Consider the following 26,879-nt stretch of genomic DNA (forward strand, 5'->3'; position numbering starts at 1 on the left):
CCCTTCCGGTAGGCAGTCCCCGCCACCCGTCTCTGAACGATTCTCTTCCCTACGAAGAGGCACATCCTTCAACCATCGTGTCTATCCAGTGATGCAGCACGGCTGCGTGGGCAGACTCGGCCAGACCATACGTGTCACCGGGAATATAAAAATTGAGTCCCCCGGAGCTACGGAGCTTATTCCCCGTATCCATGGCTGACAAAGTGATCACATCCCCGCCCAAAACACGGGCTTCCGCAGCAGCATTAAGCACATTGGGTGAATTGCCGGAACTGGAAATGCAGACCAGCATGTCACCGGGCTGCATACGCCGTCTGAGGGGTTCCGCGAAGACCTCATCATAGCTGATATCGTTGGCCACGGCTGTTATCAAGGCGAGATCAGAAAAAACTTCGGTTCTGATATGAGCGTTTTTTGCCAGATCGGCAGCCACATGGCTGGCCATGGACGCACTCGCACCATTGCCGACCAGGAAAATGGTGCCGCCTCGTTCCTTGAGGACCGAGGAGATTCTGCATAATCTTCCGAAGCCGATTTCAACATCCACCAGCTGTCCGGTGTCATCAAATATCTGGAGTCCGGCAAGGCATTCACTCAGGCATTCCACGGTTTTTGCCCAATTCATTTTCAAGAACCCTCCATAGGCTTCATTTTCCGCCGCGCTCGCAGCCCGTGCATTCCGGCCAGTCCGGTGCAGCCTCGCATGCACAAAATGCTCCAAGGCAGGACATGCCCAATTGAATAGCCGTTCTTCCACGCAGAGTCTTCCACATATGTGGGCAAACATTCAAGTCATACAGACCAGTTCCGACAAAGCCCCCCTAGTGCACGGCTGTCGGCACAACTTTCCCGGCACTGCCAAAGGCAAAGTATGCTTCTTTCATGGCAGAGCTAAAGTTCCACTCGCTTCGACCGATTAAACACTAAGTGAATGGTTTGCCCGTTTGCAATACCAAAAGTGCCAAGAATACTGTTGACAGTTTATTGACGCAATACGTAGTCTCACCAATGCGTAAAAACAGGCAAATCGCTCTATCACAAGGGCTTTCCAGTGATCTGAGCACCCCTCGGAGAGCGGCATGATGATTGCAAATGAATGTCTTCATGTTCACATTTTCCGACTCGATGCATAACTCACTGAATAAACGCGGCAATCGCTAAAATCATATCAAACTGGAGTCTTACAATGAAAAGTGCATTGGTATGCGGGGCTGGCGGCTTTATCGGCAACCACCTGATAGGTCGATTGAAAGAGAATGGATTCTGGGTTCGCGGGGTGGATATCGTGGAGCACGAATTCTGCGAGACCAAGGCAGATGATTTTGTGATCGGAGACCTGCGGGACCCCGTGGTCTGCGAGCAGTTAATGGATCGTCAATTCGACGAAGTCTACCAACTGGCCGCAGATATGGGCGGGGCGGGGTACGTCTTTGTCGGTGATAATGATGCCGACATCATGCACAATTCTGCCATGGTCAATCTGAATATGGCCTATGCAGCGGCCAAGGCGCAGTGCGGCAAAATTTTCTATTCCTCTTCGGCCTGCATCTATCCCCTGCGCAACCAGCTTAAGCCGGATGCACCGGACTGCCGCGAAGATACGGCCTATCCAGCCGATCCCGATAGCGAATATGGCTGGGAAAAGCTTTTCAGCGAACGGATGTACATGTCATTCATGCGCAACAAGGGGCTCTCCGTCCGCATCGCACGTTTTCACAATATTTTTGGGGAAGAAGGAGCCTGGACCGGTGGTCGGGAGAAATCCCCGGCAGCCATCTGCCGCAAGGTGGCCGAGACGCCTGATGGCGGTGAGATTGAAATATGGGGCGATGGCGAACAGACCCGCTCCTTCCTGCATGTACAGGAATGCATAGACGGCATGCTTCGCCTCATGGCCTCGGATCACTGCGAGCCGGTCAACATAGGCTCCGATGAAATGGTCACCATCAATCAACTGGCTGAAATGGCCATGGATATCGCGGGCAAGAAATTGACCATCAAACATATAGACGGTCCCCTTGGCGTTCGCGGACGCAATTCGGAAAACACCCTCATTGAACAGAAGATCGGCTGGAGGCCCTCCCGCCCCCTGCGTGACGGGCTGGAAAAGACCTACAGTTGGATTCTGGAACAGGTGGAAAAAAACGGAACCGGAGCATAGCCAATGAATGGAGGGAAAGCCCCCCTCGTCAGCGTGATAGTGCCCACTTACAACCAGGGGCACTATTTGCGCCAGGCCCTCGACAGCGTGATGTTCCAGGACTACCCGGAAATCGAGATCATCATCTCGAACTTCGGATCCACGGACGGGACCAGCGATATCATTCGGGATTATCTGAACACAGTGAAAACCGAACATGTGGACCCTGTCAGTCATATGGCCGAGGATGGCACCGTGGTACGGCTACCCAAAATCGCGTACCCACAAAATCGGTCCATAACCGTTCTGGACAGCACCGAAAATATCGGTGGCACCGCAGCCTATAACGAAGGATTCCAGAAGGCCACAGGGACGTACTGCATGTATCTGGTGGGCGATGACTACCTCTTGCCCAACGCCTTATCCGAATTGGTCCCTGCACTGGAGACCGGGGTGGATGTGGCCTATGCGGACATGTTCGTGGTCAACGACCAGGGACACATTCTGCACCACCTTGAAAAACCTGATTATGATTTCGCTGCATGTTTTGCCCAGTGGTTTCACCTCGGAGTCTGCCGCCTGTACCGTCGGGAATGGCATGACCGGCTCGGCTTTTATTCCACGGATTTCAGAAATGCCAATGACTATGACTTCATGCTTCGCCTGGCCGAAGCAGGGGCACTATTCAAACGGGTACCCAAGGTGCTCTACTGCACGCGTATTCATGAAAAAAGCGGTGAAGGTGAAACTGCCAACTGGCGGGACAACGGCTATGAGAACCTCCTGAGGGAGAGCAAAGAGTGCGCACAACGGGCGAGAAACCATCTTTCGCGGACGGAGGCAGAGGATGAGCGCTAAACGACTGGCCGTCATAGGGTTGGGCAAATTGGGATTATGCACGGCAGCCTGCTTTGCCCGCGCCGGATACGACGTCATCGGCATGGATGTCTCATGCGACCATGTGGACCATTTAAACATGGGGCACATCACTTTCTTCGAAGACGGTCTGGCTGAACTGCTGACCGAGGTCAACGGAAAGCTCCACTTTACCACGAGCATAACCGAAGCCGTTGAAAATTCCGATGTCTGCTTTATCATTGTCCCGACTCCTTCCCAGGCCGGGGGAGCCTTCAGCAACAAATATCTGTCACGGGTCATCAAGAGCATGGGACCGGCCCTTGCAGCACGAGAAGAGTGGTATCTGGTGGATGTGGTCTCCACAGTCATGCCCGGATCCGGCGATCAGAAACTCATCCCCCTGCTTGAAGAAGCCACGGGTAAACGGGTCGGCACTGACATCGGCTATGCCTACAACCCGGAATTCATCGCCATCGGCTCGGTTATCCGCAATTTTATCAATCCCGACGTGGTCCTCATAGGCCAGTCCGACGATCGGACCGGAGCGGAGCTGGAAACCATCTACCGCGCCACCTGTGATAACGGCCCGCACATAGCCCGGACCTCGGTCCTCAATGCGGAAATCGCCAAACTTTCCATCAATTGCTATTGCACCATGAAGATCAGCTTCGCCAATAACCTCGCCGCCATCTGCGAGCAAACCCCCGGAGCCGACGCATCAGCCATAACGGAAATACTTGGAAACGACACCAGAATTGGGGCCAAATACATCAAACCCGGTCTTGGTTTTGGCGGCCCATGCTTTCCTCGTGACAATGAAGCCTTTATCAATTTTGTCGGAAGTGTCGAAGGAGACACAGGCTTGCAACAAGCCGTGGTGGATATCAACAAGGCCCAGCCCGAACGTATTTGCCGCGCTCTCGCCAGTGCGGCGGCAAAACACGGCAATCGGATCGCCCTCCTCGGGCAGGCGTACAAGCCGTTCACCTATCTGACCGAGGAATCGCAGGCGGTGGAGATAGCCCGAAGGTTGGCCCGCAAATATCCAGACCTGGAATTGGTGGTCCACGACCCCCTGGCCAATGAGACTGGACCGTGGAAACGCGTTGATTCCCTTGAAGAATGCGTCCGCGAAGCCCACGTTGCCGCAATTCTGACGCCATGGCCCGAGTTCATGGAAACCGGCTGGCACTCCCTCCTGGCCGAGGACGGGATAGTCCTCAACTTCTGGGAATAGAGGCACAGTTATGCGCTCGGACTGCAAGGACATGCCCATGACCGCCGAGAAGCGGCAGGTATACGAATATTGGAATGAGACCGTCTGCTGCTCGACCCATGCGACCAGTGATCCGCTTTCGCGGGAATACTTCGAGGAAATAGAGCACTACAAATACTGCAACGAACCCGAGTTGCATGCCTTTGCTCAATTTTCCCGTTATCGCGGGAAAAAAGTGCTCGAAGTGGGAGTCGGAGCCGGAACCGACTTTCTGCAATGGGTGCGATGCGGTGCCGAAGCGCATGGCGTCGATCTGACCCCGGCTGCGATTGCACACACCACCACCCGTCTTGATGCCTACGGGCTGAAGGCCGCGTCGCTCGGCGTGGCCGACTGCGAACATCTTCCCTTTGATGACGGGACCTTTGATCTCGTCTACTCCTGGGGTGTCATTCATCACACCCCGGATACGGGTGCGGCCCTTTCGGAATTGATCCGCACTGTCCGCCCCGGTGGGGAAATCAAAGTCATGATTTACAATCGCCATTCTCCAGTGGCCCTGTACCGCTGGTGGAAAATGGCGGCACTCAAGGGCAAACCGTGGAAATCCCTCAACTGGGTCATGGATCATCACATGGAAAGCAAAGGGTCCAAGGCATACACCGAGGCCGAAGCCCGTGCCATGTTCGAAAGCCGTGGCACCACCCTTGAGAGCATCACCAAATATCTCACCTGCTACGATAGACGGACCCCTTTGACCAAACCCATGTCCCTGCTCATGGGACCAGAAAACATCGGCTGGTTCATGGGCATCCACGCCCGCAAACCGGAGAAAAATTGATATGACCCGCTCCAGAGGAAAGAGCATCACCGTATATGTGGGATTCCGGCCCTTTGCAGGAGAATGGCTGGAACGAAACCAGACTGTTCTCAACGCGCTCGCATGGCAGGGGCTTGATGGTCTCAAAGTCAAATTCGCCTGCTGGGATGACGAGACCGCCACCCTCGACCATGCCGAAAGACATGGATATGGGACCGTGATCACGCCATGGGTCCACCACTATCTTTTCACCGGTCCACAGCGCAGTTTCAAGGCTCTATTCGAAGCCTGTCTCACCGACTGCGACACCGATCTCTTCATCTACATTAACGGCGATATCATCCTACAACCCGGTATCCTGAACTGGTTGGCCCACCACGCCGAACCGGCCTCCTTGTACAGCATGCCCCGGCACAACTGGGAGTATACGGGATTGCTCGACACGCCGGACCAATTCGAAACAGCCCTGGCGGAGGCTGTCCCTGAAGAATGGACCGCGCTTGACCTCTTTGCCATGCATACCGAAGAAGCACGGCAAGCATTCATTCCCTTTCCACCTTTCCTGCTCACGGCCGGATCCATGGATTCCTGGCTCGTTGTCCGGGCCGGGGCCGCTGGCTGGAGACGAATCCTCATTCCTCCCCAAACCTTTCACATGCTTCATATCGAGCACGACTTCAGTCATCCGCTCAAACCGGGAGCCTCGGCAGACAAATACGCCAAATGGGCATTCAACTGCGGCATATACGCTCAGGCGACACTGGATCTCCCACAGGCAATCCGAGCGGATTCCACCCTCCAAGTCTTCGAGGGAGCCGCCGAATACGCCCGCACCAAAGGTCTGCCCACCCGTGAATATCAGAACCCCGAAGAATGCATTGAAAACACCAGGCAACACGAGGAGATACCGTGAGTGATTCTTTGAAAGCCTTTTACGATGACAGAAAAAACAGCCTCGCTTCCCTTGAACAGGATGCTCTCCTGCGCAAGACCGGCCAGGATTTTGTGGAACGCTCCATTCCCCATAAGTATACGTTCAATTTCGACTGGATGGGCCGCCCGATCATTCAACATGCCGAAGACATTCTTGCCATGCAGGAAATCATCTTCCGCATGCAGCCGGACCTGATCGTCGAGACCGGCGTGGCCCACGGCGGGTCCAGTGTTTTTTACGCCTCCATGTGCCGCCTGATGGGGAAAGGGCATGTGGTGGGCATCGATATCGATATCCGCCCGCATAACAGGCTCGCCCTGGAAGAGCACCCTATGTACGAGCATATCACGCTGATCGAGGGAAGCTCCACGGATCTTTCCGTGGTCAATCAGGTGACGGCCATGGCCAAGGACAAGCGGGTGCTGGTCATTCTGGATTCCAATCACACCCATGACCATGTCCTCCAGGAACTCCGCCTCTATTCACCGCTGACACATAAGGACGATTACCTTGTGGTCTTCGACACCATTGTTGAAAATCTTCCCGACGCGCTGGTCAATGACCGACCATGGGGCAAAGGAGACAACCCCATGACCGCCGTCAAACAGTTTCTCAAGGAAAATGGCCGGTTCGAAGTCGACCGGGAAATGGAAGCCAAGCTGATCATATCCATGGCCCCGCACGGTTATCTGCGCTGCCTGAAGGATTAACCGGCACCAAGCCGAGGAGAGACACCCGTGACACCCACTCAAACCAGTGCCCCCCAGACAGAGCTGACGCATCTGATCATCTATGCCAATGCCATATGCAACGCCCATTGTCTCATGTGTGATGTGGGCCGGGAGTCGGATATAGGCATTGCCCGACCGCTTGTTGGTGCACCCAGATACATGAGCCTTGCCCTGCTGGAAAAGCTCCTTGATGATCCCCTGGTGACAGAGCGCACTCCCCGGTGCAACGTCTATTTCGTGATGACAGAACCGCTCCTGACCCCGCACCTGCCGGAGATGCTCCGGGCGGCAAAAGAGCGGGGACACGCGGTCTTTCTGACAACCAACGGACTGTTACTGGAAAAACGGGCTGCGGAGATAGCCCCGTACATCGACAACATCCAGATCTCATTGGATGGCCCCGAAGCCGTCCATGACGCCATCAGAGGTCCGGGATTTTTTCGTGCCGCGCTCAAGGGACTTCAGGCGATTCGCGCCCTGCGACCGGATGTGGAACTCGTCATCAACACGACCATTTTCAACCGCACCGCCCCAACCCTGACCGAGTTGGCATCCATTCTCGATGACCTCGGCGTCCGTATTGACATGTTCAAGGTGCAGGGTCTCGACTATGTCTCCGGTCCGATGCAGGCCCGGCATAACGCCTGTTATCCGAAAATCGAGCAATCCGCGTCCACCGAGGGGGATGTGCTCGATTTTGACGCCATTGATTTCGACGACCTCGCCCGCCAACTCTCCGAGCTGCGAGACTGGAAACCCAGAAACATAGACAGCATAGGCTTCAAGCCCCCCTTTACCTCGGCCGATGAACTCCGTTCCTACTACACCGAAAATGGAGACAAACACGAGTCATGGCATACCTGCCTGACCCCGTTCGTCGCCATGGCCGTCAACACGGCCGGCGAATGTTTTTTCCACATCAGATGTTTCAACGGCTATCAGCTGGGGAATGCCTCGACTCAACCCCTGGCTGCTATTTTCCATGGCCACAAGGCCAATGATTTCCGCCGTCAACTCACCGAAAGTGATTTCTGTTTTCCGGCCTGCACCCGCTGTTGCGGCGTCAATCCGGTTGACAGGGTTTAGGGTTTCCGGAACCGATCACCCGTAATCAGGAGCATTTCACATGAACGAAAAAGACATCATCATCGGATATACCACCGGAGTTTTCGATCTGTTTCATGTCGGGCACCTGAACCTGCTGCGCAAGGCCAAGGCCCTGTGCGACCGGCTCATCGTCGGCGTGACCACCGATGAATTGGTCGCTTACAAAAACAAACGAGCGGTGATCCCATTTCACGAACGCATGGAAATAGTGCATAGCATCGACTACGTGGACACAGTTGTCCCACAGGAAGATATGGATAAAATGAAAGCCTGGGACAAACTTAAATTCGACATCATGTTCGTGGGCGATGATTGGCACGCAACAGAAAAATGGGAAGGATACGAAACGGAGTTCAAGCAAAAAGGCGTGAAGATCGTCTATCTGCCCTATACCAAAACGACTTCCTCCACCCTGATCAATGAAGTGCTGCTCAAACTGCGCGACAACACGCTCTAGGCCTGCTTCATGTGCGGATTTCTCGGCATAGTAGCCAGCCAGGCTCTCTCAATTGATCGCGAACGGTTTCGCCGCGCCCTGAACCTGCAAAGGCACAGGGGGCCAGATGGTTCCGGCGTGCATTGGGGCCCTCGCCACGCCCTCGGGCACAGACGGCTTTCCATCATTGACCTAAATGACCGTTCCGCACAGCCTATGTGTACCGAAGACGGGCGGTTCTGCCTCGTTTTCAATGGCGAGATATACAATTTCAAGGAAATCCGATCGCGACTGCACGGGCTGGGCCACCGCTTCTGCCGCGAAAGTGATACCGAGGTTCTGCTGCACGCCTATGAAGAATGGGGAACGGATTGTCTGGAGATGATGCAGGGCATGTTCGCCTTTGCCGTACTCGATACCGCTTCGGGAAAAGTCGTCCTGGCTCGAGACAGGCTGGGCATCAAACCACTCTATTATTCGCGCCATGGAGAGACGCTCTATTTTGCCTCGGAAATCAAATCCATCCTTGCCATGCTGGATGGCATGCCCGCATTCAATGAACGGGCTGCGGCCTCGTACCTTTCCTTTCGCCAACCCCTAGAACAGGACACCTTTTATCAGGGTATCCATTCCCTGCGTCCCGGCCACATCCTGACCTTTGACAAGGAAAGACTCCACACAATCCAGTGGTGGGATTGCGCACAATGCATCGAAGAACAGCGTGATGACAAGGGAGAGGCCTTTTATGCGGACAGACTTCGTGAACTGCTGACCTCTTCCATACGCTATCGAATGATCTCGGACGTGCCCGTGGGCGCATATCTTTCCGGGGGAGTCGATTCCAGCGCCATCGCCACGATCATGGCCGGACTGTCCTCTGATCCCGTCTCCACTTTCACCATCGGATTTACCGAAGACGGGTACAACGAATTTCCCTATGCCCGCATGGTTGCGGAACAGGCCGGGACGACGCACCACGAAATACTTCTGGGAAGCACTGCCTACATGGAAGACATGGAAAGACTGATCCGACTCAAGGACGCACCCCTTTCCGTGCCCAACGAAATCCCGTTGAACAGGATGTCCGCAGAGCTCAAACGCCACATCACCGTTGTGCTTTCCGGGGAAGGCGCGGATGAACTCTTCTGGGGATACGGCCGGATTTTCCGCTCGGCTTTCGACTACCAACGGATGGTCGCTCTGGAGAACGGCGAATATCCACCGCAGGAAGCCAGCCAACTCACTGCCGCACTGACCGCCGCCTACGGCCAGGCGATATTCCCGTCCAAGCTCGACCATTTTCTTGCCAAATACCGCTATGTTCCCTTGTGCGAACAACAGCGCCTGCTCGATAAGGATGTGGTCCGATCCGCTGAGGTCATGCACCGAAAGACCTTTTCCCGTCTCTTTCGGACAGCCGGGGACGACTACGCCAACAACATCGCTTATGCCTTCACCAAAATACACCTTGAGGGGCTGTTGCGCCGCGTGGATTCCTCCACCATGGCGACTTCGGTTGAAGCCCGTGTTCCCTTCCTGGACCATCGGTTGGTGGAATTCGCCTTCAGCGTGCCTTCGCACCACAAGTTACGCTGGAAATCTCCCGAGGCAGAGCAGGCCGGGAAACTGCTGGCAGCCGATGATATCTCCGAACACCTCGATATACCCAAGTACATCCTGAAAAAATCGGCATCGAAACTTCTTCCCCATGACATTCTGTATCGAAAAAAGCAGGGATTCCCGGTCCCGCTTGATCAATGGGCCGGAGGCGACCTCAAAGACAAGGCTTCAGAAATCCTGCTCTCGCAAGAAGCACGACAGCGAGGTCTCTATGAGATGAAAAACATGAAGAAACTCGTCGCCAACCTCGGTCCTCGGACTCCCCACAAGGATGCCCTAAAAGTCTGGATGCTCCTGAATCTCGAAGTATTTCTCTCCACCTGTTTCACAAGGCCGGTCCTGTAATGCCTCTTGTCCACTTCCTCATAAAATGGACCAGAATATACTGGTTCAGATTGCTGAAAAGAATCTGCCTGAGCCACACTCGCTCTCAGAAGCTGTGGGTCTTCGGCGCGAGGGAAAGATTCCGCTATGACGAAAACTCGAAGCACCTTTTCGAATATGTCAATCGGCATAGGCCAGATATCCACGCGGTCTGGCTGACGCGCGACCCGGCCATACGGCACCACCTGCGGGCACAAGGACTGGATGCGCGCATGTCCCACAGCATCGGCGGCTACACGGCGCAGTTCATGGCGGGCATATCGTTTGTGAACGTCTCATATCGGGATGTGAACTGGTTTCTGCTCTATGGATGCCCCGTGGTCCAACTCTGGCACGGCACCCCCATGATGGAGAACGACCTCAAATATCTTGGGGAAGAATACGCTTTCGTGACCCTTGCTTCCGAAGAATTCCTGACAAAGCAACACCTTGGTGACCCGAAGGTCTTTGATTTTCGACTCACGGGCTACCCTCGGGCTGACAGCCTTGCCCGAACGGACATCGCCCCGGCAGTCAAACATCTCAAGCAACGATACGGATTTGATAAACTGGTCCTCTACGTGCCCACACATCGCAGACCACCGCAATGGGACGGCAAAGGAAAACCTGTCGTCGAATATGGACTCTTCGGTCCCTATGGCTTTGATTTCCATGCCATGGAAGCCCTTATGGAAAAGCACAATGCCCTGTTCGTTCTCAAGCTCCACCCCCTGCAACCTTTTGCGGACGCGGCATCGGCAGAACACTTCGAAAACAGCTCCTTCATGCATCTGGCAGCCCATGACGACCCGTTGGCGGACGTCTTCGACTTCATGCGATCCACGGATGTCCTGATAACGGATTTTTCATCCATCTATTTCGATTTCCTACTCCTTGACCGCCCGGTGATTTTCACGCCTTTTGATATCAAGGAGATGGAGTCTACACGGAAATTCAGGTTCGACTACAACGAGATTACCCCCGGTCCCCAGGCTCACGACTGGCCGGAGACACTCAGACATCTCGACCAGATACTCAATGGCGCGGACGAATTCAGCGAGTCACGACAGCGCGTCTGTCGCCGTTTCAATCACCACGGAGACAACAACAGGTGTTCCCGCGTTGTCAATGAAGCCATGCAGTATCTCCTGACCATGGAAAGCAAAAGCAAGGAACAATCATGACATTCGTCATACTGACATTCAATTACATCCCCTTCATCGAGTCTCTTTACCGAGCCAATCCCGACTTGCGGGACATGCCTTATGCAGAGCAACTCGAAACGATCCATGTCGCCTCCTTCGGTACAGCGGATTTCTACAGCCACGGGCTGCGCGCACAAGGGCATGAAGCCACTGATATCATCTGGAACAATGAAATTCTTCAATTGACGTGGTGCCGGGAATACGCACCAGACCTGGTCGAAAGATTTTCCACACGACAGGATACCACCGCATGGCTCATGGAAGTGATGCTTCGGCAGATCGAAGCTGTACACCCTGATGCCCTGTTTCAAATTCCGGTCTATGACTTCCCGCCCGAGATCATGGAGCAACTCAAGTCTCTGACCCGTCTTTACATCGGACAATGCGCCTATCCTTTGCGTGAAGACAGATCGCTGCACCCATTTGACCTCATGCTCTCCTCTCTCCCCAACTATGTGGAACGATTTCGATCCATGGGCCTGAAGGCCGATCTGCTCCCGCTGGGATTCGACCCCCGCATCGAAGAAAGACTGCCCCGGATGGACCGTGACCATGACGTTGTTTTCATCGGTGGCTTCTGCGAACAACACATGCCGCGCACCCTTTTTCTGGAGCAGGTTATCCAGGGACTGGGATCGGATGTCAGCTTTGAATGCATCGGGTATACCGACAGGGATGGATTGGCCCCGGATTCGCCCATTCGCGAACGGCTCAAAGAACCTCTCTGGGGTCTGGATATGTTTGCCACACTCAAGCGAGCCAAGATTGTCCTGAACGCCCATGCGCCATGGGCCGAGGGATATGCCAACAACATGCGCCAGTACGAAGCCACCGGGATGGAAGCATGCTTGCTCACCCACCACGCTCCGAATATCGACGACTTCTTCATTCCCGGCAGGGAAATCGCCACCTATGATTCCGTCCACTCATGTGTCAATGCTCTGCACGGACTCCTTTCGGACACTGCCGGGCGGCAGGAACTGGCGCACAATGGGCATCAAAGGACCATCACCGACCACACCTATGCCGACCGCGCCGCGCAGTTGGCAGGGATGGTTGAGAAACGACTCACCATGAGGGACCGCACATGAGCCATCTTGATGACCATATAGACAAGGCCCGCACCCTTCTCCGCGACGGGCATCCCCGGACCGCCCTTGACGAACTGATCGAAGCCAAAAGATTGCGGGAACCGCGCCAGGGGCTGGATGTGCTCCGCGCAGATTGTTTCCTGGCCATGGGAGAATATGCCCAGGCCCATGAATCTCTGCTGGAAGAGCTGCGGTTTTTCCCTGACAATGCCGTGGCCTGCGAGGCATTGAAGAACCTCCCCGGAGACATGAGCCGAGAGATTACCCACGAAGACTCGGAATTCGAGCCTCTTCTGGCCAAAATTCGCCCGTATACCATGCTCCCGGTCAATCGACTCTACAATCTCTACCTCCGGGCAAAAGAGGTATGTGCGCATGATATTCCCGGTGACTTTGCCGAATTCGGCGTGGCGGGCGGAGGCTCCACAGCCATGCTCGCCGCCGTGATCAGAAACCACTCCAGCCGCCCGCGAACGGTTCACGCCTTTGACACATTCTCGGGGATGCCCGATCCATGCTCTCTCGATTGTCTACACACCGGGACCCCCGCCGACGCCACGGGCTGGGGAGCGGGAACCTGCGCCGCTCCCACCGAATCCCTGCGCACCATCTGCAATCATCTTGGTGTGTTGGATATGGTCAGAATCAATGAAGGTCTCTTTCAGGAGACGCTGCCTTTGGTCAAACAAGACATGACAACGCTGGCTTTGCTGCACGGTGACGCCGATTGGTATGAATCCATGCGGTATATCCTCATGACCTGTTTTGACACCGTGGGCACAGGCGGGGCTGTGATCCTCGACGATTATGGATACTGGGACGGCTGTACCAAAGCCGTCGATGAATTTTTCGCCATCAGCAGACAGACCCCGGAACTGCGTCCCATCAAGGGAGGCGGCGGTGTCTGGCTGCGCAAGGAGTAACCGTGCCCGATATTCTGCATGTCATACGCGGGTATTCCCGAGGCGGAGCCGCAACAGCCATGCTTGGCCTGGCCCGACGTGCCGTGGAAGCTGGTCAGCGCCATGCCATTGCCTCGCTGGTGCCGTCCGACCCCGCCCATGCCGAAACAGCGCGGGCACTCGGCGTTCCGGTCCACGATGTCACCTCTCCAAGCCACTTTGCCACGCTTGCAGACGCATTCGATATCGTCCTCGTCCACTGGTGGAACAGTCCGGAGATGGACACATTCCTCCGTGCGCCCCTGCCCCCCATACGACTCGCTCTCTGGATTCACGTCGGCGGGACCAGTGCGCCCCAGGTCGTTACCAGATCATTGCTTGCCCTCCCTGATATCGCAATCGGCTGCAGCCCGGTGACCCTGGAAGCCATGCAGGACACCTGGAGCGGCACCGACCTGCACATGGTGCTGGCCGGAGCCGAATTCGATCCTCTCAAGGCCGTACAACCACAACCGCATTCGGGGTTCACTGTCGGCTACGTTGGAACAGCCGCCAGCCACAAGATGCATCCGAACTATATATCCATGAGCAGCAAGGCCCGCCTTGAAGATGCCCGGTTCATCGTTTGCGGCGACGGGGAACTGGAGCAACTCCGAGCGCAGGCGGCGGAGACAGCATGCCCGGAGGCTTTCGAGATTCGGGGGTTTGTGGATTCCGTGGCCGATGTTTTTGCCAGCCTTGATGTCTACGGCTACCCCCTGTGTCACGATACCTATGCCGCAGCCGAACTAAATTTGCAGGAAGCCATGTATTGCGGTGTTCCTCCCGTAGTCTTCCCTCATGGCGGCGTCCGTCTGCTGGTGGATCATGGGATCAACGGGCTGGTCGTGGAGAATGAGGCAGACTATGCTCTGGCCCTGGAACAACTCCATGACGACCCGGCCGAACGCCTCCGATTGGGAACCAATGCCCGACGCAAGGCACAGACTGAATTTGGGGCGGAAAATACATTCAAAAACATGGAGAGAGTCTGCCAATCATTGATGGCCCGGCCGAAACAGAGCCGGAGCGGCCTCGGAAACGGAATCGATCCGGCAACGGGATTTGAGCGATTCATGGACTCCCTCGGAGAAAATGATACGATTTTCCGTATCAGCGCGGGATTGACTCCCGGCGACATGGAGCAAGCGGATACCGCCATTGCCAATGCCAGTCCGCTCATGGCGTCACGATGGTCCGGCGGCATCCTGCACTGGGCCAGCGCGTGGCGGGAAGACCCCTGGCTCGCATACTGGTCCGGGCTGGTTCAGGAGAAGAGCGCACCGGACAGGGCGCATGAAGCATTTTGCAAGGCGGAACAGAAGGGACTAAACACCCCCCGCCTCTCCCGCCGCATCAGGCGGACAACAGACGCAACGCACACGAAGGAGTTATGAAGAATGCCCACCATAGACTGGCTCAAACAGGAATTCGACTACGGATACGACTCCGGTGATGTCCTGGCTGAAACTCCCGGAAAAGTCCGGGCCACCGAAGAATCCCGCATCGGCGGCTGCTACAGAACAGTCTTTACCAAGGCGGTTCTGCCACATATGCGCGAGGATTCCACTGTTCTGGAGATCGGTCCCGGTGGCGGTTCCTGGTCCCGTGCCCTGCTGACACATCTTCCCAAAGGCACGCTCCACACTGCCGATTTTCAAGATGTCACTCCATGGCTCAAACCCGAAGAGTACAACGGCAGACTCATCTGCACACAGGTCACAGACAACTCTCTGCGGGAGTTTGAGAACGGCATGTTCGATTTCATCTGGTCATTCGGTGTCCTGTGCCATTGTAATACGGACCTGATAGCCCAGGTACTCAAAGCCTCCTTTGCCAGAGCCGCTTCCGGTGCGACAGCCGTCCATCAATATGCGGACTGGGAAAAGCTCGATGCACTGGGCTGGCCGCAATCCCGCCACATACCGGCTGTTTTTCGCGATATGGAAGATGATGAAATCTGGTGGCCGAGGAATTCCCGGTCAACCATGACCCGTCTGGCCGAAGAGGCCGGGTGGACCGTGAAAAAACCGGATATGGGCCTCCTGGAACGCGATTCCATGATTCTGCTCACACACCCCTAACCCAAGGAAGCCGATGCATTCCACGACACACAAGAACGGCCCGGTCCTGCTCATCAGCCATGAGCTGTCATATACCTTTCCGTTTTCCTATGCGTACCTTGCAGGAGCGCTCAAGGAAGCGGGATTTGTCGTGGAAGTGCTTTTCCGCCCTGGATTGCAGGCGGATTTTCCGAAATTCGTCAAGGAGATACTAGCGCGAAAACCACTCATGGTCGGCCTTGGCAATCTCTATCCCGAACTCTTGCCTATCAAACGGCTCATAGAATTGATGGACACGGGCGGACGAGATTTCCCCATCGTCATAGGTGGGCAGATGGTCTCGCCCACCCCGGAATTCGCACTCCAGATAACCGGAGCGGACATGGGTGTCATCGGTGAGGGAGAACTGACCATGACCAATCTGGCCCGCGCCCTGCGCGATGGCAAAGACCCGGCCTCAGTCAGCGGTATGGTTGTCAGAAATGAGCTGAATTTCATCAATACGGGTCCGGGGGAATACATCAAGGATCTGACCGAACTGCCCGAGATTCCCTTTGAACTTTTCCCGGAAGAACAATGGCTCCAGGTCGGTAAGGTTTTCGTCAATAACCCGCAACCGCAGTGGCGATACGACGATCGGGTCATCTCCATCCACGGAGGGCGGGGATGTCCTTTCCGATGCAATTTCTGCTACCATCACAGCCGTATCCGATACCGCCGTATCGAAGACATGATGCAGGAAGCACAAGAATGGTTGAAGCGGTTTGACGGCAATATGCTCATGTTCAGCGATGATCTGGTGCTGGCCACGCCGAAGCGGGCCGAAAAGCTCGTGGAATTGGTCAGCGGCCTGGACCGCAAGGTTGATTACCGCATCACCTGCCGCTTCGATGTTCTCAGCAAAATAGACGATCACCTGCTGAGAGAAATGAAACGGACCGGATTGCGCATCATGGCTCTCGGCATCGAATCCGGCAGTCAACGAATCCTCGACATCATGGACAAACGCATCACCGTGGATCAGATCAGGGATGGAGTCCGACGGTTGGCGGAAAACGGCATTTTCGCTTCAGGCAATTTCATGTTCGGCCAGATTTCAGAAACCCGCGAGGATGGAGACGCTTCCATAGCCCTGATGCAGGACCTGTGCAAACTGCACAAACATATTCAACTCTCCTCGACGATTGCCACGCCTTTCCCTGGCTCGGGGCTCTGTGACTATGCACTGGAAAAAGGACTGATAAAGGACCAGCAGGACCTGTTCGACCGCTTCAATTCCTTTGTGGATATCTCGGTCAACCTGTCAGACATGAGTGATGAAGAGCTCCTGGATCTAAAACGACAATTTGACACAGGATACAGGGAAGCCCGAACCAATTCCTCAGGAGCCATGACAGCCATGGTCGAAAATTCCATACGCAGACTGGGCGGGCTGGATATGAAGCTGCGCCGACGCCTGTTCAGCGACCACCCAGAAACACCCCCATCCTGGTACAGCAACACCTATGACCTGGCACAACGAACACTGGGGAAATTGCAATTATCCCTACGTGGCATCTCTCGTTTTGAGACCATATAGATTCAAGAGAGTTCAAGAGTAAACACAGAACCACGGCAGAACATCACAAGCCTGCTTCTGCCACAATGAGTATCAGGCCAGCAACCAATCGGGCGAGGGCATATTTCATCGTCCCAAAAGCCACGAGACCAGGGCAAACGCGCTGCACACCCGAGGTTCCTGTCCGTGCACGTACGGCTCCATGTGAAAGAAAAGTCCCTTTCCAACGCCACAATCTCACGGAGAACCTTTATGGACGGACAGAAGATTCTCCGTGCTCTAAAGTCATTGGACAGACATACCGATTAATCAACAAGTAAATGGTTTGTCCTTTTTTTCTCAGAAGCTTCCTTGTTGAAAAAAAGAGATTCAACCCGTTCTCATTGGATTTCCAAGCCAGGACTCGATATGTTCTTTTTTTAAAATTGTTCAAGTAGTAAATAAGTGATATATCGTGATTCACCACAACGAAGTACAACAAGGAGCGCAGGATGGCCTATAATTTGCACCAAATCACACCTGTGCCAAGCTCTTGAGCTTCACCCCGGAACATTTTAAGACCAAATGATTTATTGTAAAAGATGACAATAAGATACACTACTCGATATCAGCCAGGCGACAACACAGGCCATGAATTGTCCCAAGCGGTCATTCTTGCCGGGGGACTTGGTACCCGTTTGCGTCCGTTTACCGAGAACAACCCCAAGCCAATGATTCCCGTGTGTGGCCGACCTTTTCTTGACCGGCTCTTGGAACAGGTCAGGGACCAAGGGATTTCCCGCGTCCTTCTGCTGCTCGGGTATCTTCCAGACATCATCATGGACCACGTGGGCGACGGCAGTCGATTCGGACTGGAGGTGACCTATTCGATCTCGGATGTGAACAATGACACCGGCCGGCGCCTCAAGCTTGCCCGCCCCATGCTTGATGACCATTTCCTGCTCATGTACTGCGACAATTTTCTCCCCGTGGACGTGAGCGCCATGTGGCACCAGTACAAGCAGAGCAACACACGCTGCCAGATCACGGTCTATGCCAATGACGACGGCTACACGAAGGACAATCTTCGGCTCGATGCAGATCACATGGTCGAAACATACGACAAGACCCGGCAGGCAGAGGATCTCGAAGGCGTGGACATAGGCTACGCCATCGTCGCCAGAAATGTCGTGGATGCCCTGCCTGAAGAGAATGTCAATTTCGAGGCCTGCGCCTATCCCGCATTAATCGAAGAACGCAGGTTGGGAGGGTTTCTGACCGGCCATCGGTACTACAGTATCGGCAGCCATGAGCGCCTGCCGCAGACGGAACGCTTTTTCGCACACCCCCGCGCCATCATTCTGGATAGGGACGGAGTGCTCAACGTCAAACAACCTCGCGCCTGCTATGTGACCACACCGGAGCAGTTCCAGTGGATTCCCGGCTCACGTGAGGCCGTCAAACTGTTCACCGATGCCGGGTACCTGATCTTTCTGATTACCAACCAGGCCGGAATCGCCCGAGGTGTCATGACCGAAGACGATTTGGAACGGGTCCATGCCACCATGCTGGCAGACCTGCGCGACATCGGGGCAAACATCGACGCCATCTATTACTGCCCCCACGGATGGGATGAGGGATGTTCCTGTCGTAAGCCCGCGCCGGGTATGCTTTTCACCGCCCAACGGGAATTTGACCTGAATTTGCAAAAAGCCGTGTTCATCGGCGACGACGAAAGGGATATGGAAGCCGGGCTCCGAGCCGGATGCCCTTCCATCCTAGTCACGGACGATATACCTCTGATCGAGGTGGCTCGCCACCTTCTGGAAAGCAACCGCAACCCACATGAGAAACGATGACCACCACCAATGACATCAAGACCGTTCTTGTCACCGGCAACCTCGGCTACATCGGCACGGTACTGACCCCGATCCTGTCCGACCTGGGCTATACCGTCCACGGACTCGATACCGAATTCTACGATGAAACCTGCCAACTTTATCCTTTCGCCTCCGGGGTCGACAAACAGGTGCGCAAGGATGTGCGAGATGTGGAACCTGCCGATTTCGAGGGCGTGGACGCCGTGATCCACCTCGCGTCTCTCTCCAACGATCCGCTGGGCGAATTCGATCCATCTATCACCGAAGCAATCAACTACACCGCGACCATGCGCGTGGCCGACTGCGCCCGCACAGCCGGAGCCAGTCGATTCGTCTATGCGTCATCCCAGAGCATGTACGGTGTTTCCGACACCAGTGTGGAATTGGACGAAGACGACTCCGAAAAAAATCCGGTAACCGCATATGCCAAGACCAAATGGCGCGCCGAATGCGAACTGCGCGATATGGTGGATGACCGGTTCCTGACGACTTTTTTTCGCCCCTCCACGGTCTTCGGAGCCAGCCCCAGACTGCGGTGCGATATCGTTTTCAACAACCTCGTGGCCTGCGCGCACACCACCAACCGGGTGGAAATCATGAGCGACGGCACCCCATGGCGACCGGTCATCCACATCCGCGACGTTTGTTCGGCCTTTATTTCCGGTCTGACTGCCCCGCGTGAAACAGTGGCAGGACGCGCTTTCAACGTGGGCATCGAAAACGGTAACTTCACCGTGCGCGATCTGGCCGAAGCCGCTCAACGGGCCGTGCCGGGCAGTGACCTCGTCTTCACGGGAGAACATGTCGATTCTCGCACCTATCGAGTGGGGTTCAATCGCATTCTGACCGAACTCAAGGGACACTTCATGCCCGAATGGGGGCTGGACCGGGGAGGGCAGGAACTCGTCGAACTATTCAAGCGTGTCTCCCTGACCGAAGAGGATTTTCGCGGCGAAAAATGCATTCGCCTGATGCGTCTGAAAAATCTTATTTCACAAGGCCAATTGGACAGCAACCTGCGCTGGAAGGAGTAACCCTGTGGATGCCATTACCCACTGCCGTGGATGTGAGTGTTCGGATATCACCCCGTTTTTCGACCTCGGAGACCTGCCCTTGGCCAACGGATTGGTCTCTCCGGGCACTGCTGAACCGGACGCCCGATACCCACTCTCCCTGTCATTCTGCCCTGAATGCGGCCTGGTCCAACTGAATCACACCGCTGATCCCGAGGAGCTTTTCTCCCAGTATGTCTGGGTAACCGGGACATCGGCCACAGCCCAGAGCTATGCACGGCTTTTTCGAGACCGTGCTTTTGAACGAATCCATCGCACCGAAACGCCTCTGGCTCCAAAGGGCAGTTTCATTGTGGAAGTGGCCAGCAATGACGGCACCTTTCTCAGACCTTTTCAAGAAGCGGGAAGCAGGGTTCTCGGCATTGATCCGGCCAACAATATTGTCAAGGCCGCCAATGAACAGGGTATTCCCACCCGGTGCGATTTCTTCGGCGAGACCGTGGCCCGCGAGGTCGTGACCGAACACGGCCACCCGGACATCGTCTTTGCCCGCAACGTCATTCCCCATGTGGCGAATCTGCACGACTTTGCCGAAGGCCTGCGGGTCTGTCTGGAGGGCGGCGGAATCCTGGCGGCGGAGGTGCACTACGCAAAAGAAATCCTGGAAAACCTACACTACGACTCCATTTATCACGAACACTTGTGTTATTTCACACTAAAAAGCTTCGAAGCCCTCCTGGCCCGACACGGTATGTTCGCCTTTGATCTCGAAAGCAGCCCCATCAGCGGCGGGTCCATCGTGGTCTACGCCTCCCTTGAAAAACGCCCTCGCTCGCATCAGCTCGACGCCTTTGCCAAAGCCGAAGCAGACTGCGCCACCAATGAATTGACGAGCTGGAACCAGTTTGCCGCCACAGCCATCGACCACCGGGACCACCTCGTGGACATGATCCATGATGCGCTGGACAGAGGTCATGTCCTCATCGGATACGGTGCTTCGGCTCGCAGCTCCACCCTACTCAACTTTTGCGGCATCGGCCCGGACATGCTCCCGGTCATAGCCGACCAAAGCCCCTTGAAGCACGGTTTGTTGACCGCCGGGAATCGCATCCCCATCGTTGCCCCGGACACGGCCATGGAATCCATACCTGATACCGTGGTCATACTGGCCTGGAACTTTCTGGAAGAGATCGCGGGAATCCTGCGAGACACATACGGATTTACGGGAAAGATACTGGCGCCCCTGCCTTTTCCCCCCACCATGACCACAGCAGACGAGGTGTGCCGTGACTGACCAGACCTGCGCCATCGATGGCGTGATCATCCGCCCCCTGCGCCGCATTCCGGACGAGCGAGGCACCATCATGCACGGCGTGCGTGACGACAATGCCCTGAGCCACATGGGAGAAGTCTACTTCAAACGGTTGTACGCCGGGGTCGTCAACGGCTGGCACGCCCATGAAACATTGGAGCTGAACTACATCTGTCTGACCGGCATGATCAAACTGGTGCTCTATGACCTGCGCAAGGAATCCCCGACCAAAGGGGCATTGCAGGAGATATATTTTGGCGACGACAACTACTGCATGGTTCACGTGCCGCCCGGCATCGCCAATGGCTCCAAGGGCATGGCCAAGCCATGGTCACTGATGTGCAACGTGGCATCCCATGCCCACGACCCCTCTCTCAAATATCGCAGGATTGATCCCCATTCGGGTGAAATTCCATATGATTGGGCACGAAAGGACTTTTAACCATGCGGATTCTGGTGACCGGAGCAACCGGATTCATAGGGAGCCACCTCATCCCCCTGCTTCTCGGGCACGGGCATGAGGTCATCGGTGTTTTCCGGCACACCGTGGGCACTGCCGCCAGTCCCATGATACGAGCGGACCTGAACTCCGGGGAAGCTGTCACACGGCTCATGGAATCCAGCCGTCCCGATGCCCTGGTTCATCTGGCATGGGAAGGATTGCCCGATTATTCCTATGCCATGTCCCGTCGAAATCTCGATGCTTCCCTGCGACTGTTCGAGGCCGCCAACCGGGCAGAGGTCGACCATATAGTGAGTTCCGGCAGTTGTTGGGAATACGCCGCCCCGACCGGGAAAACAGCGGAGGACGCTCCCCTGGCCCATGACGCACCGTTTCAGGCGGCCAAGAATGCCGCGTTTTTCATGGGGAACGGACTCGCCACCGCGTCGGACAGTCGATTTCACTGGCTGCGCCTTTTTTTCGTTTACGGACCAGGCCAACGACACAGGTCCCTTCTGCCCCATGTGGTTGATACCCTGTCACGCGGGGAACAACCGGATATCCGATCGCCGCAGGCCATGCAGGATTTCATCCATGTCTCGGATGTCGCCCGCGCTTTTGCCATGGTGCTGGACACGCCTCCGCCAAACGGCGCATATAACGTCGGATCAGGCGAGGCCACCGCAGTGTGGCGTATGGCAGAGACTGCACGCAAAGCCCTCGGCATATCCGCTCCGCTCTATGATCCGATTCCTGTCGAGACCGACCACGATCCCTTCCGGGCAGACTGTACCCGGCTCGGCGAGGCCACGGGCTGGCATCCCGAGCTGAATCTGGAAAACGGCATAGCCCACTATGTCAAACAAAGGCGGCATACGTCATGATCATTTCACGGACCCCCATGCGGGTCAGCTTTGCTGGCGGCGGCTCAGACCTCTCGGTCTACTATCAACAGACTCCCGGCATCGTCCTGAGCACTGCCATCGACCGCTATATATACATCACCGTCAATAAAATGTTCGACGACAAGATACGGGTCAGCTACTCCACCACCGAAATAGTGGATTGCGTGGACGACCTGAAGCACAACATCATTCGCGAAGCGCTCAAGATTGTCGGCATCAGCCATGGTGTGGAAGTTGTCTACATGGGTGACATTCCCATCGGAAATGCAGGCATCGGACTTGGCTCGTCCAGCAGCCTGGCCGTGGGGGTGCTCAATGCGCTCTACGCCTTCAAGGGCATGCATGTCTCGGCCGAACGACTAGCCCGTGAAGCATGCCAGATCGAAATCGAAATTCTTGGCCACCCCATCGGCAAGCAGGATCAATATATCGCGGCCTACGGCGGCATCAACACCATCCAATTCAATCAGGATGAAAGCGTGTTTGTGGACCCGGTCATCTTTACCAGACAGACCAAAGCCGCATTGCAAGGCAAGCTGATGATGTTCTTCACCGGATTGGTACGGATTTCCTCTGACATACTTGCTGAGCAAAAAGGGAACATCAGGGACAATAAGACTTTTCTCGACAAAATGGTCGGACTGGCGCGGGTAATGCGGGAAAGCCTCGTGGCCAATGAATTCGATCGGGTCGGCGAGATTCTTCATGCGGGCTGGATGTGCAAGCGCAACCTGGCCTCCACCATTTCATGCACATCCATCGATGAGGATTACCAACGAGCCATGGACGCCGGAGCCATCGGAGGTAAGATTCTGGGTGCTGGCGGTGGCGGATTTCTGCTCTTCTACTGCGACGAGGAAAAACAGGCATCCGTGCGACAGGCTCTCTCCCATCTCAAGGAAACACCCTTCAATTTCGAACCGCAGGGCAGCAAGATCATCCACCTGAGCGACTAGCCCGGAGACGACGTATGACGACGCCCACATGCCATACCACCCATATGGGATGCCCCTGTTGCCACGGAAGCGATATTATCCGAGACCTCTGGGTCCGGGAACGGACTCCCGCGCTGAATAATCGTCTCCATGCCACACGAGAACAGGCACTGGCCGCCCCTCTGGGGCGTGTTGCACTGGCGTTGTGCCGAAGCTGCGGCTTTGTCTTCAATCACGATTTTGATGACGCTCTCGTCAGATATGACAAAGACTACAACAGCAGTCGCAATGATTCCCCCGCCTATCAGGCTCACCTGGCTGAAACCGCGGATTTCATCGCGGCAAGTCTGCCCCGAAAAGCCGGACACCCCGGCAGAGTCCTGGAGATAGGCTGTGGCGATGGCCAATTCCTACGGTACCTGCATGAGAAGGGGATGGATGTTTGCGGCTACGACCCAGCCCTGCCCACACACCCTCCATGCCCGAACGGCATGGAACTGCATGGAACATGCTTCGCACCGGAGAGCCGTGAGGAACGATACGACGCCCTGGTTCTGCGTCACGTCCTGGAGCACATCCCCACTCCCGGGCTTTTCCTCCGGGAACTGCTGTCCGCACCGAGTCTGGAGTCAAGCATGGTCGCCATTGAAGTCCCTGACCTGCAATGGATTCTTGACCACCATGCCCCCTATGACCTGACCTATGAGCACTGCAATTATTTCAGACACGAATCACTCGTCAATTTAATGAACGAGCTTGGTTTTTCCGAGTATTCTTTTCAGCGAGGATATGGGGGACAGTATCTGATATCAATATTTAAAAGGAACAATTCAAGCATAATACGACAAATTACACCTTCTGAAGAAACGATTTTTTCCGCAATGGACACAGCACAAGAACGTTTATTGCATGAATTATTTTCCCATGGCCCTGTCTCAATCTGGGGCGCATCAGGCAAAGGGGTGCTTTTGACCGCCTCCCTGCCTGATTCCACACTGGGACAAGTCAAAAGGGTCATTGACGTGGACCGGAAGAAGCAGGGGTTGTTCCTGCCCGGCACCGGACTTGAAGTCTGCCCGCCCGATGTCCTGACCTCGGTCATTGAACCGGGTAGAGTCGTGGTGATGAACCCGGTGTATACCGATGAGATATCACGGATGCTTGAAGCCATGGGTGTCAAAACGGATGTGACTTGCATAGCTTGAGGATCAGATGAAAAAATACTTTATTGATGACAACACCTGCACCGCCTACAAGCTGATCCTGAGTCGAGTGGCCAGCTATTACGATGCCAACGGTTGGCAACTTGTTCGAAGCGCCGCCGATGCCGATCTCGCCATTGCCGGATGTTGCGCAGCCTTCCACAGTCTGGAGGAAGAAGCACTGAACATCGCCAGGAGCGTGGTGAATGAAGGGGCCGGAGAAACAGTCCTCTTCGGCTGCCTGACCACGGTTTCCCCGGAACAGGCCAAGGCACTGGGAGTGGATCATGTCATTGCTTCGCCGCAATGGAAACGACTGACTGATTTCGTTACCAACCCGGTGGTGGAACTGGATGCGATTCCGCCATCCACCGAGTTCCGGCTTCAGGAAGAATACCGCATATACGATCCGGGCAAACAGTTTGTCCTGCTACAGACTGGGTGTTCCTCGGATTGCCCCCACTGCCCGCACAAACTCGGCATCGGCCCCTTGAAAAGTGTTCCCATGCAAACTCTCCTTGATCAATGTGAAACGCTCGTTAAAAACGGCGCGCACACCATCGTGCTGACCGGAAACGACACCGGATCATGGGGAACGGATACGGGCGAGGGGACTTACGTGGAGCTTCTCCGCGCCATCCTTGATTTTCCGGTCAAGCTGCATCTGGCCCAGATCAACCCCGACTGGGTCGCCCTCTATAGTGAAGCGCTTCTCGATCTGCTGACCGATGACCGGATCAAGGATTTCCAGACACTGATTCAGACCACCAGCCCGCGTCTGCTTGAAATAATGAATCGCGCTCCCGTCGTCCTTGAACTGGAAGACTTCTTCCTGCGTCTGCGGGAACTCCGTCCCGATATTTTCCTGCGTACGGACCTGATCATCGGCTATCCGACTTCAACAGAAGAAGAAGACCGGGCCACCGTGGCCTTCACGGCCCGCTTTTTCGATGAAGTAGCCGTCCATGCCTACGAACGGTTCCCACATACGCGCATCGAAACCATGGGGCTGCCCTTCCACTCCCGCGAGGTCATCGTCGGGCGGGTGGATGAAGCTGTGAACACACTGGAAAAGAGCGGTACCATTCTCGTCCACCGTGGCGGACAGGTCTATGAAACCATGGTCGCCATCGAACAACCGAAAAAAACGATACAAACCGATCGGGAACGATCCCCGGGTCAACAATGAACGGCACTCTCCCCAAAATAGAATGGAATGATGAGGTCCTGATCCCAAGTCACGTCAATATCGAGACACTCTTCGGCTGCAATGCGCACTGCACCATGTGCATCATTGACCAACCCAGCAAGCGACGAAAGGGAGTGATGAAGGAACCTCTGTTTCGACATATCATCGACTCCCTCAAACCCCATCGCACCCAGATTCAGAAACTGGACCTCTTCGCCCTGGGCGAACCACTACTCGACCCGGATATCATGGCGCGTATCCGCTATGCCAAGCAGCAGGGCTTCACCGGTATGGCCATCTCGACCAACGCGGACCTGCTGACTGAGCACATGGCGAAGGAACTGCTCGACACCGGCATAGAAACAGTCATATTCAGCATCGACGGTATTGATGCACCAACCCATGAAGGTATCCGCCGAGGGGTTTGCTTCGAACGTGTCGTCGCCAATGCCGAGCGAATCATCGCCATGCGCGATCAAGGGAATTTTCCGACTCGTTTTGTTGTTCGTTTCATTCGCCAAGAGTGCAACCGGGATCAATGGCAACCATTCGAGCAATACTGGAATGCCCGTCTCTCTGCGGACCGGAACGATCTGCTCCTGAGTTACAACATCCACACCTGGGGTGGGGCCGTCGACTCCAAAGAAAACGTTCTGGGAGTCTCCCAACGCGATGAAACCATAGAAAAAAGTCCCTGCCATCACATCTTCAACCAGATGATTATTCTGGCGGATGGTACGGTGCCCCTCTGTTGTGAAGATTTCCTCAATGCAGACATCGCAGTAGGCAATGTATCCGAAACCGATCCCATTGCCGTCTTCAACTCGCCCAGGATGCAGCACCTGAGAAAAATGCATGTAAACGGAGTCAAGAGCACGATCCCCATGTGCGGCCAATGCACCGTGCTGTATAGTGAAGCGGAGCGACAAGGATAACCAC

The 26,879-nt window shown here is 55.3% G+C and carries 25 protein-coding genes; 24 read left to right on the forward strand and 1 reads right to left on the reverse strand.

Going from position 1 to position 26,879, the window contains the following annotated elements; translation table 11 throughout:
• Positions 1–49: 49 nt before the first annotated feature.
• A complete protein-coding gene (locus BN4_RS10350) occupies positions 50–625 on the reverse strand; it encodes a D-sedoheptulose-7-phosphate isomerase (protein WP_157871344.1) in 576 nt (191 codons plus the stop codon).
• 561 nt (positions 626–1,186) lie between these two features.
• Here BN4_RS10350 and BN4_RS10355 point away from each other — a divergent pair.
• From BN4_RS10355 to BN4_RS10470, 24 genes are all read left to right on the forward strand, one after another.
• The gene (locus BN4_RS10355) at positions 1,187–2,161 is read left to right on the forward strand and encodes an NAD-dependent epimerase/dehydratase family protein (protein WP_015415338.1); all 975 of its coding nucleotides are present in this window, start codon (positions 1,187–1,189) and stop codon (positions 2,159–2,161) included.
• A 3-nt stretch (positions 2,162–2,164) separates the two neighbouring features.
• On the forward strand, positions 2,165–2,998 hold the full coding sequence (locus tag BN4_RS10360) for a glycosyltransferase (RefSeq protein WP_015415339.1): 834 nt from the start codon (positions 2,165–2,167) through the stop codon (positions 2,996–2,998).
• Positions 2,988–4,235, forward strand: coding sequence for a nucleotide sugar dehydrogenase (locus tag BN4_RS10365; protein WP_015415340.1), 1,248 nt, complete (start codon positions 2,988–2,990; stop codon positions 4,233–4,235). The genes BN4_RS10360 and BN4_RS10365 overlap by 11 nt, the downstream gene beginning before the upstream one ends.
• 37 nt (positions 4,236–4,272) lie before the next feature.
• Positions 4,273–5,055: a class I SAM-dependent methyltransferase gene (locus BN4_RS10370; protein WP_157871346.1), complete on the forward strand. Its 783-nt coding sequence runs from the start codon at positions 4,273–4,275 to the stop codon at positions 5,053–5,055.
• Position 5,056: 1 nt separating this feature from the next.
• Positions 5,057–5,947 carry a hypothetical protein gene (locus tag BN4_RS10375; protein WP_015415342.1) on the forward strand — a complete coding sequence of 297 codons (891 nt, stop codon included), beginning with the start codon at positions 5,057–5,059 and terminating at the stop codon, positions 5,945–5,947.
• Positions 5,944–6,678, forward strand: coding sequence for a cephalosporin hydroxylase family protein (locus BN4_RS10380; protein WP_015415343.1), 735 nt, complete (start codon positions 5,944–5,946; stop codon positions 6,676–6,678). The genes BN4_RS10375 and BN4_RS10380 overlap by 4 nt, the downstream gene beginning before the upstream one ends.
• A gap of 27 nt (positions 6,679–6,705) precedes the next feature.
• The gene (locus BN4_RS10385) at positions 6,706–7,785 is read left to right on the forward strand and encodes a radical SAM protein (RefSeq protein WP_015415344.1); all 1,080 of its coding nucleotides are present in this window, start codon (positions 6,706–6,708) and stop codon (positions 7,783–7,785) included.
• Positions 7,786–7,825: 40 nt separating this feature from the next.
• Complete coding sequence (locus BN4_RS10390; RefSeq protein ID WP_015415345.1) at positions 7,826–8,263, forward strand: adenylyltransferase/cytidyltransferase family protein; 438 nt, start codon at positions 7,826–7,828, stop codon at positions 8,261–8,263.
• A 9-nt stretch (positions 8,264–8,272) separates the two neighbouring features.
• On the forward strand, positions 8,273–10,207 hold the full coding sequence (gene asnB, locus BN4_RS10395) for an asparagine synthase (glutamine-hydrolyzing) (protein WP_015415346.1): 1,935 nt from the start codon (positions 8,273–8,275) through the stop codon (positions 10,205–10,207).
• A 50-nt stretch (positions 10,208–10,257) separates the two neighbouring features.
• Positions 10,258–11,409 (forward strand): CDP-glycerol glycerophosphotransferase family protein, encoded by a 1,152-nt coding sequence (locus tag BN4_RS10400; RefSeq protein WP_157871348.1) that lies wholly within the window; start codon positions 10,258–10,260, stop codon positions 11,407–11,409.
• Complete coding sequence (locus BN4_RS10405; protein WP_015415348.1) at positions 11,406–12,521, forward strand: glycosyltransferase family protein; 1,116 nt, start codon at positions 11,406–11,408, stop codon at positions 12,519–12,521. Before BN4_RS10400 ends, BN4_RS10405 begins: the two co-directional genes overlap by 4 nt.
• On the forward strand, positions 12,518–13,444 hold the full coding sequence (locus BN4_RS10410) for a TylF/MycF/NovP-related O-methyltransferase (RefSeq protein WP_015415349.1): 927 nt from the start codon (positions 12,518–12,520) through the stop codon (positions 13,442–13,444). The genes BN4_RS10405 and BN4_RS10410 overlap by 4 nt, the downstream gene beginning before the upstream one ends.
• A 2-nt stretch (positions 13,445–13,446) precedes the next feature.
• The gene (locus BN4_RS10415; RefSeq protein WP_015415350.1) at positions 13,447–14,859 is read left to right on the forward strand and encodes a glycosyltransferase family 4 protein; all 1,413 of its coding nucleotides are present in this window, start codon (positions 13,447–13,449) and stop codon (positions 14,857–14,859) included.
• A gap of 3 nt (positions 14,860–14,862) precedes the next feature.
• Positions 14,863–15,546, forward strand: a complete 684-nt coding sequence (locus tag BN4_RS10420) for a methyltransferase domain-containing protein (protein ID WP_015415351.1) — start codon at positions 14,863–14,865, stop codon at positions 15,544–15,546.
• A 13-nt stretch (positions 15,547–15,559) separates the two neighbouring features.
• Entirely contained in the window at positions 15,560–17,104 is a 1,545-nt protein-coding gene (locus tag BN4_RS10425; RefSeq protein WP_015415352.1) for a B12-binding domain-containing radical SAM protein, read from the forward strand.
• Between the two features lie 560 nt (positions 17,105–17,664).
• On the forward strand, positions 17,665–18,921 hold the full coding sequence (locus BN4_RS10430; protein WP_015415354.1) for an HAD-IIIA family hydrolase: 1,257 nt from the start codon (positions 17,665–17,667) through the stop codon (positions 18,919–18,921).
• Positions 18,918–19,976 carry an NAD-dependent epimerase/dehydratase family protein gene (locus tag BN4_RS10435; RefSeq protein WP_015415355.1) on the forward strand — a complete coding sequence of 353 codons (1,059 nt, stop codon included), beginning with the start codon at positions 18,918–18,920 and terminating at the stop codon, positions 19,974–19,976. The genes BN4_RS10430 and BN4_RS10435 overlap by 4 nt, the downstream gene beginning before the upstream one ends.
• Positions 19,977–19,980: 4 nt before the next feature.
• Complete coding sequence (locus BN4_RS10440; protein ID WP_015415356.1) at positions 19,981–21,249, forward strand: class I SAM-dependent methyltransferase; 1,269 nt, start codon at positions 19,981–19,983, stop codon at positions 21,247–21,249.
• Positions 21,242–21,709, forward strand: a complete 468-nt coding sequence (locus BN4_RS10445) for a dTDP-4-dehydrorhamnose 3,5-epimerase family protein (RefSeq protein ID WP_015415357.1) — start codon at positions 21,242–21,244, stop codon at positions 21,707–21,709. The genes BN4_RS10440 and BN4_RS10445 overlap by 8 nt, the downstream gene beginning before the upstream one ends.
• 2 nt (positions 21,710–21,711) lie before the next feature.
• On the forward strand, positions 21,712–22,593 hold the full coding sequence (locus tag BN4_RS10450; protein WP_015415358.1) for an NAD-dependent epimerase/dehydratase family protein: 882 nt from the start codon (positions 21,712–21,714) through the stop codon (positions 22,591–22,593).
• A complete protein-coding gene (locus tag BN4_RS10455; protein ID WP_015415359.1) occupies positions 22,590–23,570 on the forward strand; it encodes a GHMP family kinase ATP-binding protein in 981 nt (326 codons plus the stop codon). The genes BN4_RS10450 and BN4_RS10455 overlap by 4 nt, the downstream gene beginning before the upstream one ends.
• A gap of 14 nt (positions 23,571–23,584) precedes the next feature.
• Positions 23,585–24,754, forward strand: a complete 1,170-nt coding sequence (locus BN4_RS10460) for a class I SAM-dependent methyltransferase (RefSeq protein WP_015415360.1) — start codon at positions 23,585–23,587, stop codon at positions 24,752–24,754.
• A gap of 7 nt (positions 24,755–24,761) precedes the next feature.
• The gene (locus BN4_RS10465; protein ID WP_015415361.1) at positions 24,762–25,940 is read left to right on the forward strand and encodes a radical SAM protein; all 1,179 of its coding nucleotides are present in this window, start codon (positions 24,762–24,764) and stop codon (positions 25,938–25,940) included.
• The gene (locus tag BN4_RS10470; protein WP_015415362.1) at positions 25,937–26,875 is read left to right on the forward strand and encodes a radical SAM protein; all 939 of its coding nucleotides are present in this window, start codon (positions 25,937–25,939) and stop codon (positions 26,873–26,875) included. Before BN4_RS10465 ends, BN4_RS10470 begins: the two co-directional genes overlap by 4 nt.
• Positions 26,876–26,879 lie beyond the last annotated feature (4 nt).

It is taken from the genome of Pseudodesulfovibrio piezophilus C1TLV30, from assembly GCF_000341895.1.
Taxonomy (GTDB): Bacteria; Desulfobacterota; Desulfovibrionia; order Desulfovibrionales; family Desulfovibrionaceae; genus Pseudodesulfovibrio; species Pseudodesulfovibrio piezophilus.